At 67.1% G+C, this 16,611-nt stretch carries 17 protein-coding genes; 13 read left to right on the forward strand and 4 right to left on the reverse strand.

Features of this window, described 5'->3' with window-relative positions:
- Window positions 1-99 precede the first annotated feature (99 nt).
- Window positions 100-1,599 (forward strand): phosphomannomutase/phosphoglucomutase, encoded by a 1,500-nt coding sequence (locus ABEG18_RS00565; protein ID WP_406856155.1) that lies wholly within the window; start codon window positions 100-102, stop codon window positions 1,597-1,599.
- A 60-nt stretch (window positions 1,600-1,659) separates the two neighbouring features.
- On the opposite strand, the gene ABEG18_RS00570 is transcribed toward ABEG18_RS00565, so the two are convergent.
- From ABEG18_RS00570 to ABEG18_RS00580, 3 genes are all read right to left on the reverse strand, one after another.
- Window positions 1,660-2,316 (reverse strand): TadE/TadG family type IV pilus assembly protein, encoded by a 657-nt coding sequence (locus ABEG18_RS00570; protein WP_406856156.1) that lies wholly within the window; start codon window positions 2,314-2,316, stop codon window positions 1,660-1,662.
- Between the two features lie 10 nt (window positions 2,317-2,326).
- Complete coding sequence (locus tag ABEG18_RS00575) at window positions 2,327-2,902, reverse strand: TadE/TadG family type IV pilus assembly protein (protein WP_406856157.1); 576 nt, start codon at window positions 2,900-2,902, stop codon at window positions 2,327-2,329.
- A 169-nt stretch (window positions 2,903-3,071) separates the two neighbouring features.
- Window positions 3,072-3,551 (reverse strand): pilus assembly protein N-terminal domain-containing protein, encoded by a 480-nt coding sequence (locus ABEG18_RS00580; RefSeq protein ID WP_406856158.1) that lies wholly within the window; start codon window positions 3,549-3,551, stop codon window positions 3,072-3,074.
- Between the two features lie 302 nt (window positions 3,552-3,853).
- Between ABEG18_RS00580 and ABEG18_RS00585 the strand changes: the two genes are divergently transcribed.
- The 9 genes from ABEG18_RS00585 to ABEG18_RS00625 all read left to right on the forward strand — a co-directional run bounded on the left by ABEG18_RS00585 (window position 3,854) and on the right by ABEG18_RS00625 (window position 12,674).
- The gene (locus ABEG18_RS00585) at window positions 3,854-4,027 is read left to right on the forward strand and encodes a Flp family type IVb pilin (protein WP_406856159.1); all 174 of its coding nucleotides are present in this window, start codon (window positions 3,854-3,856) and stop codon (window positions 4,025-4,027) included.
- A 150-nt stretch (window positions 4,028-4,177) separates the two neighbouring features.
- A complete protein-coding gene (locus ABEG18_RS00590) occupies window positions 4,178-4,690 on the forward strand; it encodes a prepilin peptidase (protein WP_406856160.1) in 513 nt (170 codons plus the stop codon).
- 134 nt (window positions 4,691-4,824) lie between these two features.
- Window positions 4,825-5,613, forward strand: coding sequence for a Flp pilus assembly protein CpaB (cpaB, locus tag ABEG18_RS00595; protein WP_406856161.1), 789 nt, complete (start codon window positions 4,825-4,827; stop codon window positions 5,611-5,613).
- 20 nt (window positions 5,614-5,633) lie between these two features.
- Window positions 5,634-7,067: a type II and III secretion system protein family protein gene (locus tag ABEG18_RS00600; RefSeq protein ID WP_406856162.1), complete on the forward strand. Its 1,434-nt coding sequence runs from the start codon at window positions 5,634-5,636 to the stop codon at window positions 7,065-7,067.
- Window positions 7,068-7,132: 65 nt separating this feature from the next.
- Window positions 7,133-7,861: a CpaD family pilus assembly protein gene (locus ABEG18_RS00605; RefSeq protein WP_406856163.1), complete on the forward strand. Its 729-nt coding sequence runs from the start codon at window positions 7,133-7,135 to the stop codon at window positions 7,859-7,861.
- Entirely contained in the window at window positions 7,861-9,132 is a 1,272-nt protein-coding gene (locus tag ABEG18_RS00610) for a CtpF protein (protein ID WP_406856164.1), read from the forward strand. The genes ABEG18_RS00605 and ABEG18_RS00610 overlap by 1 nt, the downstream gene beginning before the upstream one ends.
- A gap of 74 nt (window positions 9,133-9,206) precedes the next feature.
- A complete protein-coding gene (locus tag ABEG18_RS00615; RefSeq protein WP_406856165.1) occupies window positions 9,207-10,670 on the forward strand; it encodes a CpaF family protein in 1,464 nt (487 codons plus the stop codon).
- Window positions 10,671-10,691: 21 nt separating this feature from the next.
- A complete protein-coding gene (locus tag ABEG18_RS00620; protein WP_406856166.1) occupies window positions 10,692-11,675 on the forward strand; it encodes a type II secretion system F family protein in 984 nt (327 codons plus the stop codon).
- Between the two features lie 12 nt (window positions 11,676-11,687).
- Window positions 11,688-12,674 carry a type II secretion system F family protein gene (locus tag ABEG18_RS00625; protein WP_406856167.1) on the forward strand — a complete coding sequence of 329 codons (987 nt, stop codon included), beginning with the start codon at window positions 11,688-11,690 and terminating at the stop codon, window positions 12,672-12,674.
- 113 nt (window positions 12,675-12,787) lie between these two features.
- Here ABEG18_RS00625 and ABEG18_RS00630 read toward each other — a convergent pair whose 3' ends face one another.
- Entirely contained in the window at window positions 12,788-13,732 is a 945-nt protein-coding gene (locus tag ABEG18_RS00630) for a tetratricopeptide repeat protein (RefSeq protein WP_406856168.1), read from the reverse strand.
- A 182-nt stretch (window positions 13,733-13,914) separates the two neighbouring features.
- Here ABEG18_RS00630 and ABEG18_RS00635 point away from each other — a divergent pair, with 182 nt between their 5' ends.
- From ABEG18_RS00635 to ABEG18_RS00645, 3 genes are all read left to right on the forward strand, one after another.
- Window positions 13,915-15,297, forward strand: coding sequence for a leucyl aminopeptidase family protein (locus ABEG18_RS00635; protein WP_406856169.1), 1,383 nt, complete (start codon window positions 13,915-13,917; stop codon window positions 15,295-15,297).
- A gap of 76 nt (window positions 15,298-15,373) precedes the next feature.
- The gene (locus ABEG18_RS00640; RefSeq protein ID WP_406856170.1) at window positions 15,374-15,724 is read left to right on the forward strand and encodes a MarR family transcriptional regulator; all 351 of its coding nucleotides are present in this window, start codon (window positions 15,374-15,376) and stop codon (window positions 15,722-15,724) included.
- Complete coding sequence (locus ABEG18_RS00645; RefSeq protein ID WP_406856171.1) at window positions 15,721-16,572, forward strand: C40 family peptidase; 852 nt, start codon at window positions 15,721-15,723, stop codon at window positions 16,570-16,572. The genes ABEG18_RS00640 and ABEG18_RS00645 overlap by 4 nt, the downstream gene beginning before the upstream one ends.
- The last annotated feature ends 39 nt before the right edge of the window (window positions 16,573-16,611 follow it).

The following is a 16,611-nucleotide window of genomic DNA, read 5'->3' on the forward strand; positions in this document are numbered from 1 at the left end:
TTCCGCCGCAGTCGGCGTCAAGGGTGCTGGAACCGTTGCAAGCGCGCGCCGTTCAGGTATGGCTTGCGACGCCCTTCTCCTCTTGCAGCGACAGGCCCCATGTTCCCCAAGCCCGTACCCGCCCTCAAGGTCAACACCTACGAGTACGAGACCATTCCGATGGTCAAGCCCACCGGCTTTCGGGAGTATGACGCCCGCTGGCTGTTCGAAAAAGAGATCAACCTCATGGGAGTGCAGGCCCTCGGCATGGGCCTGGGGACCATGATCCGCGACATGGGCGTCAAGCCGGAGATCGTCACCGGCCACGACTATCGGGGCTACTCGGCCTCCATCAAGCTGGCGCTGATCAGCGGCCTGATGGCGGCGGGCTGCAAGGTCCACGACATCGGGCTGGCGATGTCGCCCATGGCCTATTTCGCCCAGTTTGAACTCGACGTGCCCTGCGTCGCGATGGTGACGGCCTCGCATAACGACAATGGCTGGACTGGCGTCAAGATGGGGTCGCAGCGCCCCGTCACCTTCGGGCCGGACGAGATGAACCGACTGAAGGACATCGTCCTGAAGGGCGAGTACCGGACCGCCGAGGGCGGATCCTACAACTACGTCGAGAACTTCCCGGAGCGCTACATCGCCGACCTGACCGCGCGCGCGCCCATCCGGCGCAAGCTGAAGGTGGTCGCAGCCTGCGGCAACGGGACGGCCGGCGCGTTCGCGCCGCAGATCCTGGAGAAGCTCGGGGTCGAGGTGATCCCGCTCGACACCGAGCTCGACCACAGCTTCCCGCGCTATAATCCCAATCCCGAAGACATGGAGATGCTGCACGCCATCGCGCACGCCGTGAAGGAGCATGGCGCCGATGTCGGGCTCGGTTTCGACGGCGACGGCGACCGATGCGGCGTGGTGGACGACGAGGGCAACGAGATCTTCGCCGACAAGATCGGCGTGATGCTGGCGCGCGACCTCTCCAAGCTGCATCCCAACGCGACCTTCGTGGTGGACGTGAAGTCCACCGGCCTCTTCGCCACCGACCCGGTGCTGCAGGCCAACGGCGTGAAGGCGGACTACTGGAAGACCGGCCACTCCTACATCAAGCGCCGCGTCGCCGACCTGCAGGCGCTGGCCGGGTTCGAGAAATCGGGGCACTTCTTCTTCAACAAGCCGGTGGGGCGCGGCTACGACGACGGCCTGGTGACGGCCATCGCGGTGCTCGACATGCTGGACCGCAGCCCCGAGAAGTCGATGGCGGACCTCTACCGCGACCTGCCCAAGACCTATGGCACGCCCACGATGGCGCCCCACTGCGACGACGAGGTCAAGTACGAGGTCGTCGAGCGCGTGGTGAAGCGCTTCCAGGACATGCAGGCCAAGGGGGAGACCATCGCCGGCGAGCCGATCCGCGACCTCGTCACCGTGAACGGCGTACGGGTGACCGCCACCGACGGCACCTGGGGGCTGGTGCGCGCGTCCTCGAACAAGCCCGAGCTGGTCGTGGTGATCGAAAGCCCGGTCTCCGAAGAGCGCATGCGCGCGATGTTCAAGGCCGTCGACGGCGTCCTGCGGGAGAACCCCGAGGTCGGCGCCTACAACCAGACGATCTGACCCCTCCGAAACGCGAAACGGCCCGACGAGCGGGCCGTTTCGGCGCGGGCCTGACGACGCTCAGGAGCAGTAGGTCTGGCCGCTCGCGGGCTTCCCTGCGTTGGGAATGCTGGTCTCCGACCGGCCCACATAGGTCGAGATCCGGGGACGCATGAAGATGCGCTCCTGGAGATTGAGGGTGCCGGTGATCACGTAGCCCATCACGGGCTTGTAGGTGTACTGGACCTCCGCCATCACGAGCGACGTGCCGTTGTCGTTGCGCAGCGCGGCCGGAACCTCGGCCGTGTTGAACGTCCGCCCGCGCGAGTAGGCCGTCCAGCCGCTTGGCGAACTCTGTCCGACCTCGCTCCAGCAGGCCGTCGCCTCCTTGCCGGAGGTGCTGGAGATCGCGATGCTGGTGATCCGCATCCTGGCGTCGGAGGCCTTGAGAGGCGAGAGCACGACTTTCCCGGCGTTCATGATCGTCTTCAGCTGATTGATCTCGGTGATGTCGTTTTGGCTGACGAGGTCGGCCAGGGTGCGCGTCAGCAGCACCACCTTGCGGTCGGCGCTGAGGCCCATGCTGACTTCGACCGAGCCGATATACAGGCTGAGCATCACCGGCAGGATGAGGGCGAATTCGATGGCCGCGACCCCGCGCGGGTCTCGCACGAGATCGGCGACGGGACGGAAGCGTCGGGCGGCGAAGGCGCGGGCCGCGGCGGAGAAGGTTGTCATGCTGGTCATCTCACGGCGAGCTCGGAGCCGCATAGGGCTCGGTCTGGAACGCCGCCGTCGCCATGATCAGCATCTTGCCGCCGTTCAGGTTGACGAAGCTTGTTCCGATCAGGGGAACGACGATTGGGTAGGCGATGACAGCCCGCACGATGTTGATCGTCTTGGGTCCACCCGGATTGTAGCCGAAGCCGCTGGTGTTGAGGTTCTTGTTGCTGTCGATCGGCGGGCCGTCGATCTGGGCGGTGTCGAAGCTGCCCACCGTGCGGACGTCCACCTGCAGCAGGTTCTTGCAGTCGAACATCGCCTTCACGCGGCTGCAGATTTCGTCCTTGAAATTCTGCTCGTTCCAGCTTCCCGACTGCGCCTGGCCGGTCAGGATCTTGCGCGACGCGTCCGTGACTGCGGTCTGCAGCACCTGGCCGCTCACATGAACCATCGACGTCTCGAAGATGGCGTAGATCAGGCTCATGAACGGGATCGCCAGCATGGCGAATTCGATCGCGGTCGATCCGCGCTCGTCGCGGCGCAGACGCCGCAGCAAGCGGCGCTTGGCGCCGAGTGCGTTTCGAAACGGGAACACCTTCATGATGAAGTCTCGCAGGGGCTAGATCAGGTTCTAGCCAAGCACCATGGGCATGAACCCCTTGATGTTACCTTGCGGAGTTGCGAAAGGCAGGATCAGACGAGCGGCGTGATTAACAATGTCGGAACAAGACCATCGAAACAGCGGTCGACGCCGGGCCGGCGGCCTTCGCCTATTTGGCGAGGCCGTTCCGGGCGGTGGCCTGCGCGCCCACGCCGTCGAAGTGGCGGGAGATGTCGCCCAGCGACAGAGTCGGCTGGCAATGGGGCGCGCACGAGTAGGTCTCGCGCTCCATCCCGCGCTGGACGACGATGATGTTGTCAGTCGAAGCCTCGACGCGGATCAGCGACTCCCCGATCACCGCGCCGGTGGAATCCTGGGCGATCAGGTTCGTCACCCCGTAGCTCTTGCCCGTCAGGATCATCGAGCCGTTCTTCTGCACGGCGATGTCCGCGATCATCGGGTTGCCGATCACGATGGTGGTGGCCTTGGGCGGCATCTTCAGCACCTGGGCGCGATCCGTCTGGACGACGATGCTGTCGACGGCCGCCGCCGGCGCGACGGCGGTCGCGACGAGCAGGATCGCGCAGGCCGCGCGAACCGCCAGCGACGTCACGATGGTGTCGGCGTTCGCGAAGCGGGAAGCAAACATGGTGAGTCCTCGGTCGATGTCAGGCGAAGACTGGGTCAGATTGGTGAATATTGAGATAACGAGGCCGCCGGAGGTCGCTCTGGCCGCGCGGGGCGCGTGCTTGAAGCAAAGGCGCCGGCGTCCGCCTGTATAGCAGGCGTTAACCCTCAATCGTGACACACGCAAAAGTTGTGTTTTGGGCCCTGCGATTAACCTGGCTGCAACTGACCACAACCTATGCTCGTAATCGGTTCTGGCGAGTTTCGTTCAACGCACGCAAAGAAAAGCCAGACGGGTGCAACAGTGTTCGCAAGGAGCAGTCCATGAAGACCCTTTTCTCGCGTTTCGTGAAGGACGAGTCTGGCGCGACGGCCATCGAGTACGGCCTGATCGCCGCCATCATCGCGGTCGGCATCATCGCCGCGCTGCAGGGCCTGAAGTCCAACCTGAACTCGACGTTCAACAAGATCAGCACCAACGTCGGCTCGGCGAACTGATCCGCCGCGCGTCGGCGCTTGAGACGGGAACGGCCCCTCGCGGGGCCGTTTTCTTTTGGCGCGGCGTCGCTCGCGTCTCATAACGAGAGATCAACTTCTTTCGTCCATACAGGGGTCTACAATGAGCGCCATTCGACGCAGGACGGCCCGATGACCCTGACCCACTTCGCTTTGTTGTCGCTCTTCCCGGCCCTGATGGCCTACGCGGCATGCAGCGACCTTCTCTCCATGCGGATCTCGAACCGGGTGTCCCTGCTGCTGTTCGCGGGCTTCATCGTCATGGGCCTGGCGGTCGGGTTGCCGTGGGAGACGTGGTTGATGCACTTCGCCGCGGGGGGCCTGGTGCTGCTGATCACCTTCGGCATGTTCGCGGCGGGCTGGATCGGAGGCGGCGACGCCAAGCTCGCGGCCGTGACCGCCATGTGGATGGGCTGGGGATCCCTGCTCATCGAATACGGAGCCATCGCATCGCTATTCGGCGGCGCGCTGACCCTCGCTCTCCTGAATTTCAGAAATTTTCCGCTCCCTTATTTTGCGCGCTGGCCGTGGCTCCTCCACCTGCATCATCATAAGACAGGGGTGCCCTACGGTATCGCCCTGGCTGCGGCCGGGTTAGCGGTTTATCCCAACAGCCAGATCTGGATGCAATCTCTGAGCGTGTAATCAGGGCCTTGCACGGACTTGAGGGATGATTGTTTCCGCATTCCGGGATTACTAATCCTTAACCATGATGACGCGATGATCCTGCTCGGGAACGGGCCGATGTCTTCGGCTCGGTTCGATCTGGACAGGTTCACATGACCCCTGCGCGTCTCGCCATCCTGGGTATCGCCGTCTCGGCCGGTGCGGTCGCGGCGTATCTGGCGTCAGGCTCCGACCCCGCCGCTCCTCCGCCGGTGCAACAGGCGGCGCCGGCCATCAGGACTGTCGAGGTGCTGGTTTCGGCCGTCGAGATCCCGCTTGGCGGGACAGTGGGCGCGAAGGAGCTCAAATGGCAGACCTGGCCGGCTGACGGCGCCGGACAAGGCTTCATCACCCGGCAGGCCCAGCCGACCGGCGTCGAGGACTTCACCGGCTCCATCGCCCGCGCCTCGATGCTGCCGGGTGAGCCCGTCCGGCGCGAAAAGCTGATCAAGAGCGACACGACCGGCGTGCTCTCCGCCCTGCTGCCCGCCGGATCCCGCGCCATCGCCATCACGATCGACAACCGCGGCGCCAACACGGCCGGCGGCTTCATCCTCCCCAACGACAGGGTCGACGTGATCCGGATCTACCGGGACGACGCGGCCTCCAAGGTCCAGGGAACGGACGTGGTCGTGAGCGAAACCCTGCTGCGCAACATCAGGGTCCTGGCGATCGGCCAGAACATCCAGGAGCGGAACGGCGAGAAGGTCGTCGTCGGCGAGACGGCGACGCTGGAGCTCGACCCGCGACAGGTCGAGACCGTGACCCTGGCGCAGCGCCAGGGGCAACTCTCCCTGTCGCTCCGCAGCCTTCGGGACATCTCCAAGACCGACGAGCAGATCGTGAAGCCCGAAGACGTGAACCTCACCATCGTTCGCTACGGCACGTCCTCGCAGCGGTGACGGGACAGGGAAATACGATCATGAAAATGTCTTTGCTCGCCGCGTTCCGCCGCCACGCCGCCATCGCCACGCTGGTGCTGGGCGCTCTCGGCCCGGCCGGGACGCTGCACGCCCAGCAATCGCCGCCCGCCATCACGGTGTCCGACAGCGAAGGCGGGCAGGCCCGGCGAATCGATCTCGGCATCGGCAAGTCGGTCATCGTGGACCTGCCGCGCGACGCCAAGGAGGTGTTCGTCGCCAACCCCAAGGTGGCCAACGCGATCGTCCGGTCGACGCGCAAGATCTTCGTGATCGGCGCGGCCGACGGCCAGACCAACGTCGTCGTGATGGACACCGAAGGCAGGCAGATCGCCAATCTGGACGTGAATATCGGGCGTGACCTGAACGTTCTCAGGCGCATCCTGAAGACCGCGATGCCGACGAGCGACGTCAACATCGTGGCCGTGCAGGACACGATCGTGCTGACCGGCACCGTCGCGTCCGCGGGCGACGCGCTCCAGGCCATGGACATCGCCAAGGGCTTCGTCGGAACCAGCCTCGTCGGAGCGACAGGCGTCACCGGCACCGTCGTCAACTCGCTGACGGTCCGCGGCCGCGAGCAGGTCATGCTCAAGGTTACGATCGCCGAGATCCAGCGCAACGTGCTCAAGCAGCTCGGCATCAACATCACCGGCAACTGGCAGCTCGGCAACTTCGCCGGCGCCCTCAGGCTGGATAATCCGTTCAGCTCGCCTCCGGCCAACGCCATCTCGGCGACCCTGAACGGGACGAAGTTCACCCTGAACGCGGCCGAGCGCGCCGGCCTCATGAAGACGCTGGCCGAACCCACGCTCACCGCCATCTCGGGCGAGAGCGCCAAGTTCACGGCCGGTGGGCAGATCCCGACCGCCGGCTCCACGACCTGCGACGCCGGGACCGCGCGCTGCATCTACGGCATCGAGTACAAGACGGTGGGCGTGGCCCTGAACTTCACCCCCATCGTGATGTCTGAGGGACGGATCGTCCTGCACGTGTCGACCGACGTCACCGACATCGACCCGTCCAACCAGATCAACACCGCCACCGGCATCGTCGCGCTGTCCTTCAAGACCCGCAAGATGGAGACCACGGTCGAGCTGCCCTCCGGCGCGACGCTGGCCTCGGCGGGCCTGATGCAGACCCGGAGCAGCCAGACCATCAACGGGCTGCCCGGCCTGATGAACCTGCCGATCCTGGGCGCGCTGTTCCGCTCTCGCGACTACATCCGCGAGGAGACCGAACTCCTCATCACGGTCACGCCCTACATCGCCAAGCCCACCAACGCCCAGGAGGTCGCCCGACCGACCGACGGCTTCGCCGACTCCACGGACCCGCAGGCGATCCTGCTGGGGCAGCTGAACCGGATCTACGGCGTCAACGGCGCCGGATCCGCCCGGGCCGCCTACAAGGGCCGAGCCGGCTTCGTGGTCGAGTGATGGAGGACCCCATGCGCTCCCGGCCGACCACACGACCCCTCAACGTCCTCATGGGTAAGCTCATCATGTCCAACACTGCAGCCCGGTCCCGTGCAGCGGCGCTCGGAGTGGTCCTGGCGGCCTCCGCGATGGCGGCCGGGTGCAGGGCCGACGGCGAGGTCACCGCCTCCATCTTTCCGGCCGACTACCGGGTCCGTCACCCGATCGCGCTCACCTACGCGCCCAACACGCTGGACCTGTTCATCAGCCGGAACATGACCGGCCTCGACGCCCGCCAGGCGGAGGACCTGCGGGCCTTCGCGGCGGAGTATCGCCGGTCCGGCCGTGGGCCGATGACCGTCCTGGTCCCGGTCGAGCCGAACGCGCCGGCGGCGTCCCGCCGCGGAGCGGACGCGGTCCGGTCCGCCCTCGCGGCCGCGGGCGTCAGCCGCGCCTATCTGCAGGTGCAGAGCTACCCGGGACCCGGCAACTCCCTGGCCAGCCCGGTCCGGCTGGTGTTCAGCAAGCTGCAGGCGAAAGTCACCTCCGAGTGCGGCCAGTTCCGCACCGACGTCGGCGGAACGGCGGGGACGATCGAGGGCTGGCAGAACCGGGATTACTACAATTTCGGCTGCGCCAGCCAGACCGCCCTGGCCAACCAGGTCGCCGATCCGCTCGACCTCCAGCGCGCGCGCGTCGAGGAGCGGTCCGACGTCGTCAAGCGCATGAAGGTGTTCGACGACGCCCGCAAGGGCTCCGACCCGAGCACCTCGTGGAAGACGGAAGCTGCGGCCGTGAACGGGGCAGGAAACTGATGGCCAGAGAGAGCATGTCGGCCGCGGCCCGGACGCACGACGCGTCTGATGCCGGGCATATCGGACCCGTTCCGCGGATCGCGATTCAGGCCTTCTGCGAGACCTCGGCCGTCGCGAGGACCATCGAGGAAGCCAACGCCGACCGGCGGATGGACAAGGCGCATCTCAAGGTTCAGATGGGCGGCGCGCAGGCCGCCGTGGAGGTCTACAGGACCGCCGCGACCCCCAACCTGGTCATCCTCGAATACGCGCAAGGCGACGGCGCCAAGCTGCTGAGCTCCCTCGACGAGCTCGCCGAGAGCTGCGACGCCGGCACCAAGGTCGTGGTGATCGGCCATTTCAACGATGTCGTCCTGTACCGCGAGCTGCTGCGCCGCGGCGTCAGCGACTACCTGATCGCCCCCATCACGACGCTGGGCTTCATCAGGTCGGTCTCGGAGCTCTACCATGCTCCGGGAGCCGATCCTGTCGGGCGGACGCTGGCGGTGATCGGCGCCAAGGGCGGCGTGGGCGCGTCCACGATCGCGCACAACCTCTCCTGGGCGATCTCGCGGGGCCTGTCCACCGCGACCGTGATCGCCGATCTCGATCTGCCCTTCGGCACCGCCGGCCTGAACTTCAACCAGGACCCGCCGCAGGGCATCGCAGAGGCCGTCTTCGCGCCGGAGCGGCTGGACGCGGCCTTCATGGATCGGCTGCTGTCCAAATGCTCCGAGCAGTTGCACCTGCTCGCCGCGCCCGCCACGCTGGACCGGCTCTACGACTTCCCGGAAACCAGCTTCGACGGGGCGATCGACATCCTGCGGGCGTCGACGCCCTGCGTCGTCCTCGACATCCCGCACCAGTGGACGGCCTGGGCCCGGCGGCAGCTGATCGGGGCGGACGACATCGCCATCGTGGCGGCGCCGGACCTCGCCAACCTGCGCAACGCCAAGATCCTGATGGATGTGCTGCGGCAGACCCGGACCAACGATCATCGGCCGAAGCTCGTCATCAACATGCTGGGGGTGCCGAAGCGGCCCGAGATCGGGGTGGGAGAGTTCGCCAAGGCGCTCGATTGCGAGCCTTCGGCCGTGATCCCGTTCGACCCGCATCTGTTCGGGACGGCGGCCAACAACGGCCAGATGATCGCCGAGATCCAGGCCAATGGCCGGATCACCGAATCGATCCTCGATCTCGCCAGGACCCTCATGGGCCGGTCGGAGGTCAAGAAGCCAAGTCGGTCTCGGCTGCCGCCCTTCCTCAGCCGGCTGGCGCGAGCCAAGGGTTGATTCGAAAATTTGACGTTCACCAGAAGGACCGGCGTTCACCAGTCCGAAACGCCGGGTCGTCATAAGGAAACAGCATGTTCGGCAAGCGCTCCAGTCCAGGAACGATGAAGCCCGGCGGCGGCCTTTCGCCTGCGCCCGCCGGGGTGCGCCTGAGCGAGCCGCCGCCCCTGACCGTGCCGCATCTCGACGTCGCCGCGCCGTCGCCGCCCAAGTCCCATTCGGCCGCCCCCGACAGGACGAAGTCGGATGACTATTTCCAGACCAAGAGTACGATCTTCGGCGCCCTCATCGAGGCGATCGACCTGTCGCAGCTGAGCAAGCTGGAGAGCGACGCCGCGCGCGAAGAAATCCGCGACATCGTCAACGAGATCATCGCGCTCAAGAACCTGGTGATGTCGATCGCCGAGCAGGAGGAGCTGCTCGACGACATCTGCAACGACGTGCTCGGCTACGGGCCGCTGGAGCCGCTCCTGTCGCGCGACGACATCGCCGACATCATGGTGAATGGCCCGGATCGGACCTATATCGAAGTTTCCGGCAAGATCCAGCTCACCAACACGCGTTTCCGCGACGCGGCGCAGCTGATGAACATCTGCCAGCGCATCGTCAGCCAGGTCGGACGACGCGTGGACGAATCCTCGCCGATCTGCGACGCGCGCCTGCCCGACGGGTCGCGCGTCAACGTGATCGCCCCGCCGCTGGCCATCGACGGCGCCGCGCTCACGATTCGAAAGTTCAAGAAGGACAAGCTGACCCTCGACCAGCTGACCAAGTTCGGCTCGATCAGCCCGGAAGGCGCCCAGATCCTGCAGATCGCCGGCCGCGTGCGCTGCAACGTCGTCGTCTCGGGCGGCACCGGTTCGGGCAAGACCACGCTGCTGAACTGCCTGACCCGCTATATCGAGGACGACGAGCGCATCATCACCTGCGAGGACGCCGCGGAGCTGCAGCTCCAGCAGCCGCATGTGGTGCGCCTGGAGACGCGCCCGCCCAACCTGGAGGGGAGTGGCGCGGTCACCATGCGCGACCTCGTCAAGAACTGCCTGCGCATGCGTCCCGAGCGCATCATCGTCGGCGAAGTCCGCGGCCCGGAGGCGTTCGATCTGCTCCAGGCCATGAACACGGGCCATGACGGCTCGATGGGGACGCTGCACGCCAACTCGCCGCGCGAGGCGCTGTCGCGCATTGAATCGATGATCACGATGGGCGGCTTCACGCTGCCGTCGCGCACCATCCGCGAGATGATCTGCTCGTCGGTGGACATCATCGTGCAGGCTGCTCGCCTTCGCGACGGCTCGCGCCGCATCACCCACATCACCGAGGTGATGGGGATGGAGGGCGACACCATCATCACCCAGGACATCATGGTCTATAAGATCCTGGGCGAGGATCCCTCCGGCCGCCTCATCGGCCGCCATCAGTCGACCGGCATCGGCCGCCCCCGCATGTGGGAGCGGGCGCGATACTACAACGAGGAGCACCGCCTCGCGGCGGCCCTCGACGGCATGGAAGAAGTCGACGATGCCAAGATCGCCTGATCGGTCGCGGAGGACGCGGCGATGAACATGACCCAACTGGCGATCGGACTGCTCGCCGCGCTGGCGGTGGGCGGCGCCGCCTACGCGCTGATCTATCCCTACCTGTCCGGCGAGATCAGGGGCGAGAAGCGCCAGCGCGCGCTGGTCACCTCGGACCGGCAGATGCTTGCTGGGCGCGACCCCGCCGCATCCGCTCTCGCCCGCCGCGAAAAGGTGACGAACAGCCTGAAGGAGATCGAGGCTCAGCAGAACAAGGCCTCGAAGATCTCCCTCGAACGGCGCATGCTCCAGGCCGGCCTGGACTGGGACAAAAAGAAGTTCACCATCTTCAGTCTCATACTGGCAGCCGTGCTGGGCGCGCTGCTCTATTTCGTCAGCGACAATCCCTTCGTCGGCGGCGCGGGAGCCTTCATCGGCGGCATGGGACTGCCCCGCTGGATCCTGAATTTCCTGCGCAAGCGGCGGATGGCCAAGTTCATCAACGAGCTGCCCAACGCCATGGACGTCATCGTGCGTGGCCTGCGCTCCGGTCTCCCGCTGGGCGATTGCATCCGCATGATCGCCTCCGAAGCGGCCGAGCCCGTCCGGAGCGAGTTCCGACAGATCGTCGAAACCCAAGCCATGGGCGTGTCCATCGGCGACGCCGTCGCCAAGCTCTATGAGCGGGTCCCCGTCCAGGAGGCGAACTTCTTCGGCATCGTCATCGCCGTGCAGCAGAAGTCGGGCGGCAACCTGTCGGAGGTTCTCGGCAACCTCTCGCGCGTGATCCGTGACCGCAAGAAGATGCGGGGCAAGGTCTCCGCCATGAGCATGGAGGCGAAAGTCTCGGGGCTTATCATCGGCTCGCTGCCCATCTTCGTCGGCTTTTCCGTGTACGCCACGACACCGGACTACATCTCTCTCCTATGGACGACGATTCACGGGCGCATCTTCTTGGCCATCGCGGCGGCGATGATGGCCACCGGAATATTCGTCATGAAGAAGATGATCAGCTTCGACATCTAGGGAGGGCCTGACATGATGACTGCGCTCGTCCTTAAGCTGAGCGACCCGAAGTTCCTCGTCATGATCTTCGCCGCGATCGCGGCGGCCGCGGCGGTGCTGACTTTGGCCATGCCGTATCTCGAGACGGACCGCCTGCAGCGGCGCATGCGCGATGTGTCCGTGGAGCGCGACCAGATCCGCGCGCGCGAGCGCGAGCGTCTCGGACGCGGCGGCGGCTCGAACGAGAAGGTCTCGCTGCGCTACGCCCCCAAGGCGCAGATGAAGCAGGTCGTCGACCAGTTCAACCTCGACAAGTGGCTGGGAACCGAGACGGCCAAGGTCCAGCTGAACCAGGCGGGGTATCGGGGACCTCAGGCGGAGGTCGCCTTCCTGTTCTTCCGTCTGGTCATGCCGATCATCTGCTTGATATCGGCGGCGTTCTACTCCTTCGTTCTGTGGGAGACGGACCAGGGAGCGCTGATCAAGGGCGGCATCGTCATCGCGGGCGCCTATATCGGCATCAAAGCCCCAGAGATCTTCCTGAAGAACAAGATCACCAAGCGCCAGGCCAGCATGCGGATGGCCTTCCCCGACGCGCTCGACCTGCTCCTGATCTGCGTGGAAGCCGGCATGTCGCTGGAGCACGCCTTCCGCAAGGTGGCCCTGGAGATCGGCTCGCAGTCGGTCCCGCTGGCCGAAGAGCTGTCGCTGACTACGGCGGAGCTGTCCTACCTGCCGGACCGGCGCAAGGCTTTCGAGAATTTCGCGACCCGGACTGGCCTGGAAGTGGTCAAGAGCGTCTCGACGGCTCTCGTCCAGGCGGAGAAATACGGCACGCCGCTGGGCCAGGCCCTGCGGGTGCTCGCCCAGGAAGGCCGCGACGAGCGCATGAACGCGGCCGAGAAGAAGGCCGCCGCCCTGCCGCCGAAGCTGACCGTGCCGATGATCGCCTTCTTCCTTCCCGTGCTGATCATCGTGATTATCACGCCGGCGCTGATCCAGGTGTTCGAATGGAATTAGCCTGAGGCGCATCGAAGGGGCTTCCTGATCCGGAGGCCGTTCCAGGACGACGAAAAGGCCGGCGCCCGCGAGGGCCCGGCCTTTCTGGTGAGAAGCCTCGGTCTTGGGCGCCGTCAGTCGACGGCGGTCTGCGCGGTCAGGTCCAGCGCCGGGCCCGGCTTGGGGGCGCCCACCTTCCTGGCGGCCGTCGTGCCTCCGGCGGCGGACTTCGCCCCGGGGTCCGTGGACGCGGTCCTGGCGGCGGCCGGGGCGCCCGCTTGGCCGGCCTTGCCGTCCAGCTTGCGGATCTGGGCCCAGCTGTTCGGCTGCGCCACCATCTGCTTCATGGCGGACACGCTCTGGGCCGCCTCGACCGGCGCGAGGTCGCGCCGCGCGATCGCTTCCGCCTCGGCGAACTTGCCCTGCAGGCCGAGGACGAGCGCGAAGTTCTGCCGGACGCGCGTGTCGGCCGCCGGCGACGCCGCCGCGCGGCGCAGCACCGCCTCGGCTTCGGGCAGCCGCTTGGACAGCGCATAGGAGAGCCCGAGATTGGAGAGCACGCCCGGATCCTCCGGGCGCAGGCGAAGCGCGCTCTCGTAGAGCGACTGGGCCTCGCCGTGGTCGCCCAGCTGGTCGGCGACCGCGCCCTGCGCGGAGAGCACCCGCCAGTCGGGGCGTTCGGGGGTGTGCGCCTTGGCGAGCACGTCGCGGGCCTGCTGCAGCTGGCCGACTTCGATCAGCGCCTTGCCATACGCGGACAGGATCTCAGAGTCGCGCGGGGCCTTCAGCGCGGCGGCCTGCAGGACGGCGACGGCCTGCTGGCGCTGGTCGATCATGCGGAGCGCGTGCGCGTAGCTGAGCGAGACGGTCTTGTCGCCCGGCTTGGCGTCGTACCTCTTGCCGAGGTCGTCGGCCGCGACGCGCCAGGCGTCCTGGCTGCGCGGCGCCGAGGCGGCCAGCGACCCGGTCGAATCGGGTCCGTCTTTCTTGCAACCTGTGACGGCGAGAGCGGCGAGGCCGACGCAGGCCAGGAGGAGGGGCCGAAGCCGGCGCGAAACAGGGAGGGGGGCGGCGGGCATGGGATACTCCGAGGGCGAACGAGGCGCCCCGACCACGCTCATCAATGACTCGTTAAGCCTAATGTTGGGTTAAAACGGCCCGCGCACACGCAGGACAGGTCGGCCAGCGCCCGCCCGCTCACGCTTGCCGGGTCCCGGCGGCGTGCTAAGAGCTGGGGGCCGTTCACCCGCACGAGGCCCCGATGATCAAGCTGGTCCCGAACACAGGCTCAGAACCCTGCGCGCCCATCTGGTTCGTGGGGCCGGGCGACTGGCGTGAGCGGGCGACGGCGCTGGGGCCGGTCGCGGCCGCCTTCGCGGAGGCCAGCGGCTTTGCGGCGGCGCCGGGCTCCGTCCTGCTGGCGCCGGGTTCCGACGGCCGGATCGCCGCCGTCCTGTTCGGCGACGACGCAGCCGCAGGCCGGCGCGACCCCTTCCATGCGGGCCGGCTCGCCTCCGCGCTGCCCTCCGGCTGCTACAGCCTGCCGGACGACGTCGCCCCCAGCGCGGTCCTGGCGTTGCTGCTCGGCTCCTACGCGTTCACGCGCTATCGCGCGGCGGCGTCGTCCGCCGACATCCGGATCGTCGCCCCCGAGCGGCTGGACGGCGCTGGGCTGGAGCGCATCGCCGCGGCGGTCGCGATGGGTCGCGACCTCATCAACACGCCGGCGAACGATCTTGGCCCCGCCGAACTCGAGCAGGCGGCGCGGACGCTCGCCGGCAAGCACCGGGCGGGCCTTGAGGTGACCGTCGGCGACGACCTGCTGGCCCAGAACTTCCCGATGGTGCACGCGGTCGGGCGCGCCTCCAGCCGGGCGCCGCGCCTGATCGACCTGACCTGGGGCGAGACCTTCAATCCGAAGGTGACTCTCGTCGGCAAGGGCGTCTGCTTCGACACCGGCGGCCTCAACATCAAGCCCGACGCCTCCATGCTGCTGATGAAGAAGGACATGGGCGGCGCGGCCACCGCCTTGGCGGCCGCCTGGATGATCATGGAGGCCAAGCTCCCCGTGCGCCTGCGCGTCATCGTCCCGGCCGTCGAGAACGCCATTTCGGGCTCCGCCTTCCGCCCCGGCGACGTCCTGCCGAGCCGCAAGGGACCCACGGTCGAGATCGGCAATACGGACGCGGAAGGCCGCCTGATCCTCGCCGACGCGCTCGCGTTGGCCGACGAGGACGAACCGGAGCTCCTGCTCGACTTCGCCACGCTCACCGGCGCGGCGAGGGTCGCGCTCGGCCCGGATCTGCCGCCCTTCTACACGGACGACGAGGCCCTCGCGGCCCAGGTCGCCGCGGCCGCGGAGGCGGTGAACGACCCGGTCTGGCGCCTGCCTCTCTGGAAGCCCTACCGGACGATGCTGGATTCCAAGGTGGCCGACATCAACCATATCGGCGGGTCCTTCGCGGGCTCGGTCACGGCGGCCTTGTTCCTGCGCAGTTTCGTCGAGAAGACCAAGGCCTACGCGCATTTCGACATCTATGGCTGGACGCCGTCGGGCAAGCCGGGGCGTCCGGAGGGCGGCGAGCCCCAGGCGGCGCGCCTCGTCTTCGAGCTCGTGCAGAAGCGCTACGGCTCCCGAACTTAACCCTGACGTGCGGGGAGGCTTGCATGGGCGGCGGGTTGAGTGAGACGTTTGGGAGCCGAAACGATCGGGTTCCACCATGTCTGCGTTGCTCAGACCACTTCAGGCGTTGAATCTCTGGCGCGACGTCACCCTCGACCAGGTTCGCGACGGCGAGCAGGACCTGTCCGCCCGCCAGACCGCCATCCTGCTGTCCATCTATCTCGACGCCCCGCCGCACACCGTGCGGGGTCTGGCCAAGAAGCTCGGCGTGACCAAGCCCGCCATCACGCGCGCCCTGGACACCATGGGCAAGATGGAGATCGTGTCGCGCAAGCGCGACGATCTGGACCGCCGCAACGTGGTCGTGCAGCGAACCGTAAAGGGTGCGTTGTATGTTGAGAAACTCGGCGACATGATCGTGGCCCGAGCCAAGGAACTGCCCCGATGACGAGCTTCGACCGGCGCATCACTCCCGTCCGGCCCGATCTGGCGGCCGCGCATCTGGCCGGCCAGGTGGAGTCCGCCCGCTTCGTCGAGCCGCGGCTGATGCGGGTCTGCGCGCCGTCGGCCTGGCTGAGGCGGTCTCCCGCGCCTGACGCGCCGGTGGACACGGAGGTCCTCTTCGGCGAGCGCGTGGCCGTCTACGAGACCACCGAAGAAGGCTGGGCCTGGGGACAGGTTCAGACGGACGACTATGTGGGCTGGCTGTCGGCCGAGGCGCTGTCGCCCGCCGGCGACGAGGCCGATCACCGCGTCGCGACGCTGAGGACCTTCGTCTATCCGGGTCCGAGCATCAAGACGACGCCCCTGATGGCGCTGTCCATCGGCGCGCGGCTGCGCGTGCTCGACCGCCAGGGCCCGTTCGCGCTGACGGACGCCGGCGGCTTCGTGTTCGCCGCCCATCTTGCGCCGCTCGCCTCACGCGAGGCGGACTACGTCGCCGTCGCGTCGACCTTCGTCGGAACGCCCTATCTGTGGGGCGGACGCACCAGCCTCGGCCTGGACTGCTCGGCGCTTGTGCAACTCTCACTGGCGGCCTGCGGCGTGGCCGCGCCGCGCGACAGCGACATGCAAGAGCGCGGCTGCGGAAGGCCGCTCCCGGACCTCAGGAACGACGCGCTCGAGCGCGGCGACCTGGTGTTCTGGAAGGGCCATGTCGGGATCATGCAGGACGCCCAGACGCTCCTGCACGCCAACGGCCACCACATGCTGGTGGTGGCGGAGCCCTTCGCCGAGGCGCGGGCGCGCATCCTCGACGCCACGGGCGCGGACGTGACCAGCTTCAAGCGGTTTTGATCTCCGAGCATGCTGCGAAAAGGTGGACACCGGCTTTTC

Origin of the sequence: Alsobacter sp. KACC 23698 (assembly GCF_045348435.1) — a bacterium.
In the GTDB taxonomy this organism is placed as follows: domain Bacteria; phylum Pseudomonadota; class Alphaproteobacteria; order Rhizobiales; family Beijerinckiaceae; genus Alsobacter.

Coding starts and splice junctions, on each gene's coding strand:
- ABEG18_RS00645 (WP_406856171.1), top strand. CDS start 15,721: ATGACGAGCTTCGACCGGCGCATCACTCCCGTCCGGCCCGATCTGGCG.
- ABEG18_RS00615 (WP_406856165.1), top strand. CDS start 9,207: ATGTTCGGCAAGCGCTCCAGTCCAGGAACGATGAAGCCCGGCGGCGGC.
- ABEG18_RS00635 (WP_406856169.1), top strand. CDS start 13,915: ATGATCAAGCTGGTCCCGAACACAGGCTCAGAACCCTGCGCGCCCATC.
- ABEG18_RS00630 (WP_406856168.1), bottom strand. CDS start 13,732: ATGCCCGCCGCCCCCCTCCCTGTTTCGCGCCGGCTTCGGCCCCTCCTC.
- ABEG18_RS00585 (WP_406856159.1), top strand. CDS start 3,854: ATGAAGACCCTTTTCTCGCGTTTCGTGAAGGACGAGTCTGGCGCGACG.
- ABEG18_RS00600 (WP_406856162.1), top strand. CDS start 5,634: ATGAAAATGTCTTTGCTCGCCGCGTTCCGCCGCCACGCCGCCATCGCC.
- ABEG18_RS00620 (WP_406856166.1), top strand. CDS start 10,692: ATGAACATGACCCAACTGGCGATCGGACTGCTCGCCGCGCTGGCGGTG.
- ABEG18_RS00625 (WP_406856167.1), top strand. CDS start 11,688: ATGATGACTGCGCTCGTCCTTAAGCTGAGCGACCCGAAGTTCCTCGTC.
- ABEG18_RS00605 (WP_406856163.1), top strand. CDS start 7,133: ATGTCCAACACTGCAGCCCGGTCCCGTGCAGCGGCGCTCGGAGTGGTC.
- ABEG18_RS00590 (WP_406856160.1), top strand. CDS start 4,178: ATGACCCTGACCCACTTCGCTTTGTTGTCGCTCTTCCCGGCCCTGATG.
- ABEG18_RS00565 (WP_406856155.1), top strand. CDS start 100: ATGTTCCCCAAGCCCGTACCCGCCCTCAAGGTCAACACCTACGAGTAC.
- ABEG18_RS00570 (WP_406856156.1), bottom strand. CDS start 2,316: ATGACAACCTTCTCCGCCGCGGCCCGCGCCTTCGCCGCCCGACGCTTC.
- ABEG18_RS00580 (WP_406856158.1), bottom strand. CDS start 3,551: ATGTTTGCTTCCCGCTTCGCGAACGCCGACACCATCGTGACGTCGCTG.
- cpaB (WP_406856161.1), top strand. CDS start 4,825: ATGACCCCTGCGCGTCTCGCCATCCTGGGTATCGCCGTCTCGGCCGGT.
- ABEG18_RS00575 (WP_406856157.1), bottom strand. CDS start 2,902: ATGAAGGTGTTCCCGTTTCGAAACGCACTCGGCGCCAAGCGCCGCTTG.
- ABEG18_RS00610 (WP_406856164.1), top strand. CDS start 7,861: ATGGCCAGAGAGAGCATGTCGGCCGCGGCCCGGACGCACGACGCGTCT.
- ABEG18_RS00640 (WP_406856170.1), top strand. CDS start 15,374: ATGTCTGCGTTGCTCAGACCACTTCAGGCGTTGAATCTCTGGCGCGAC.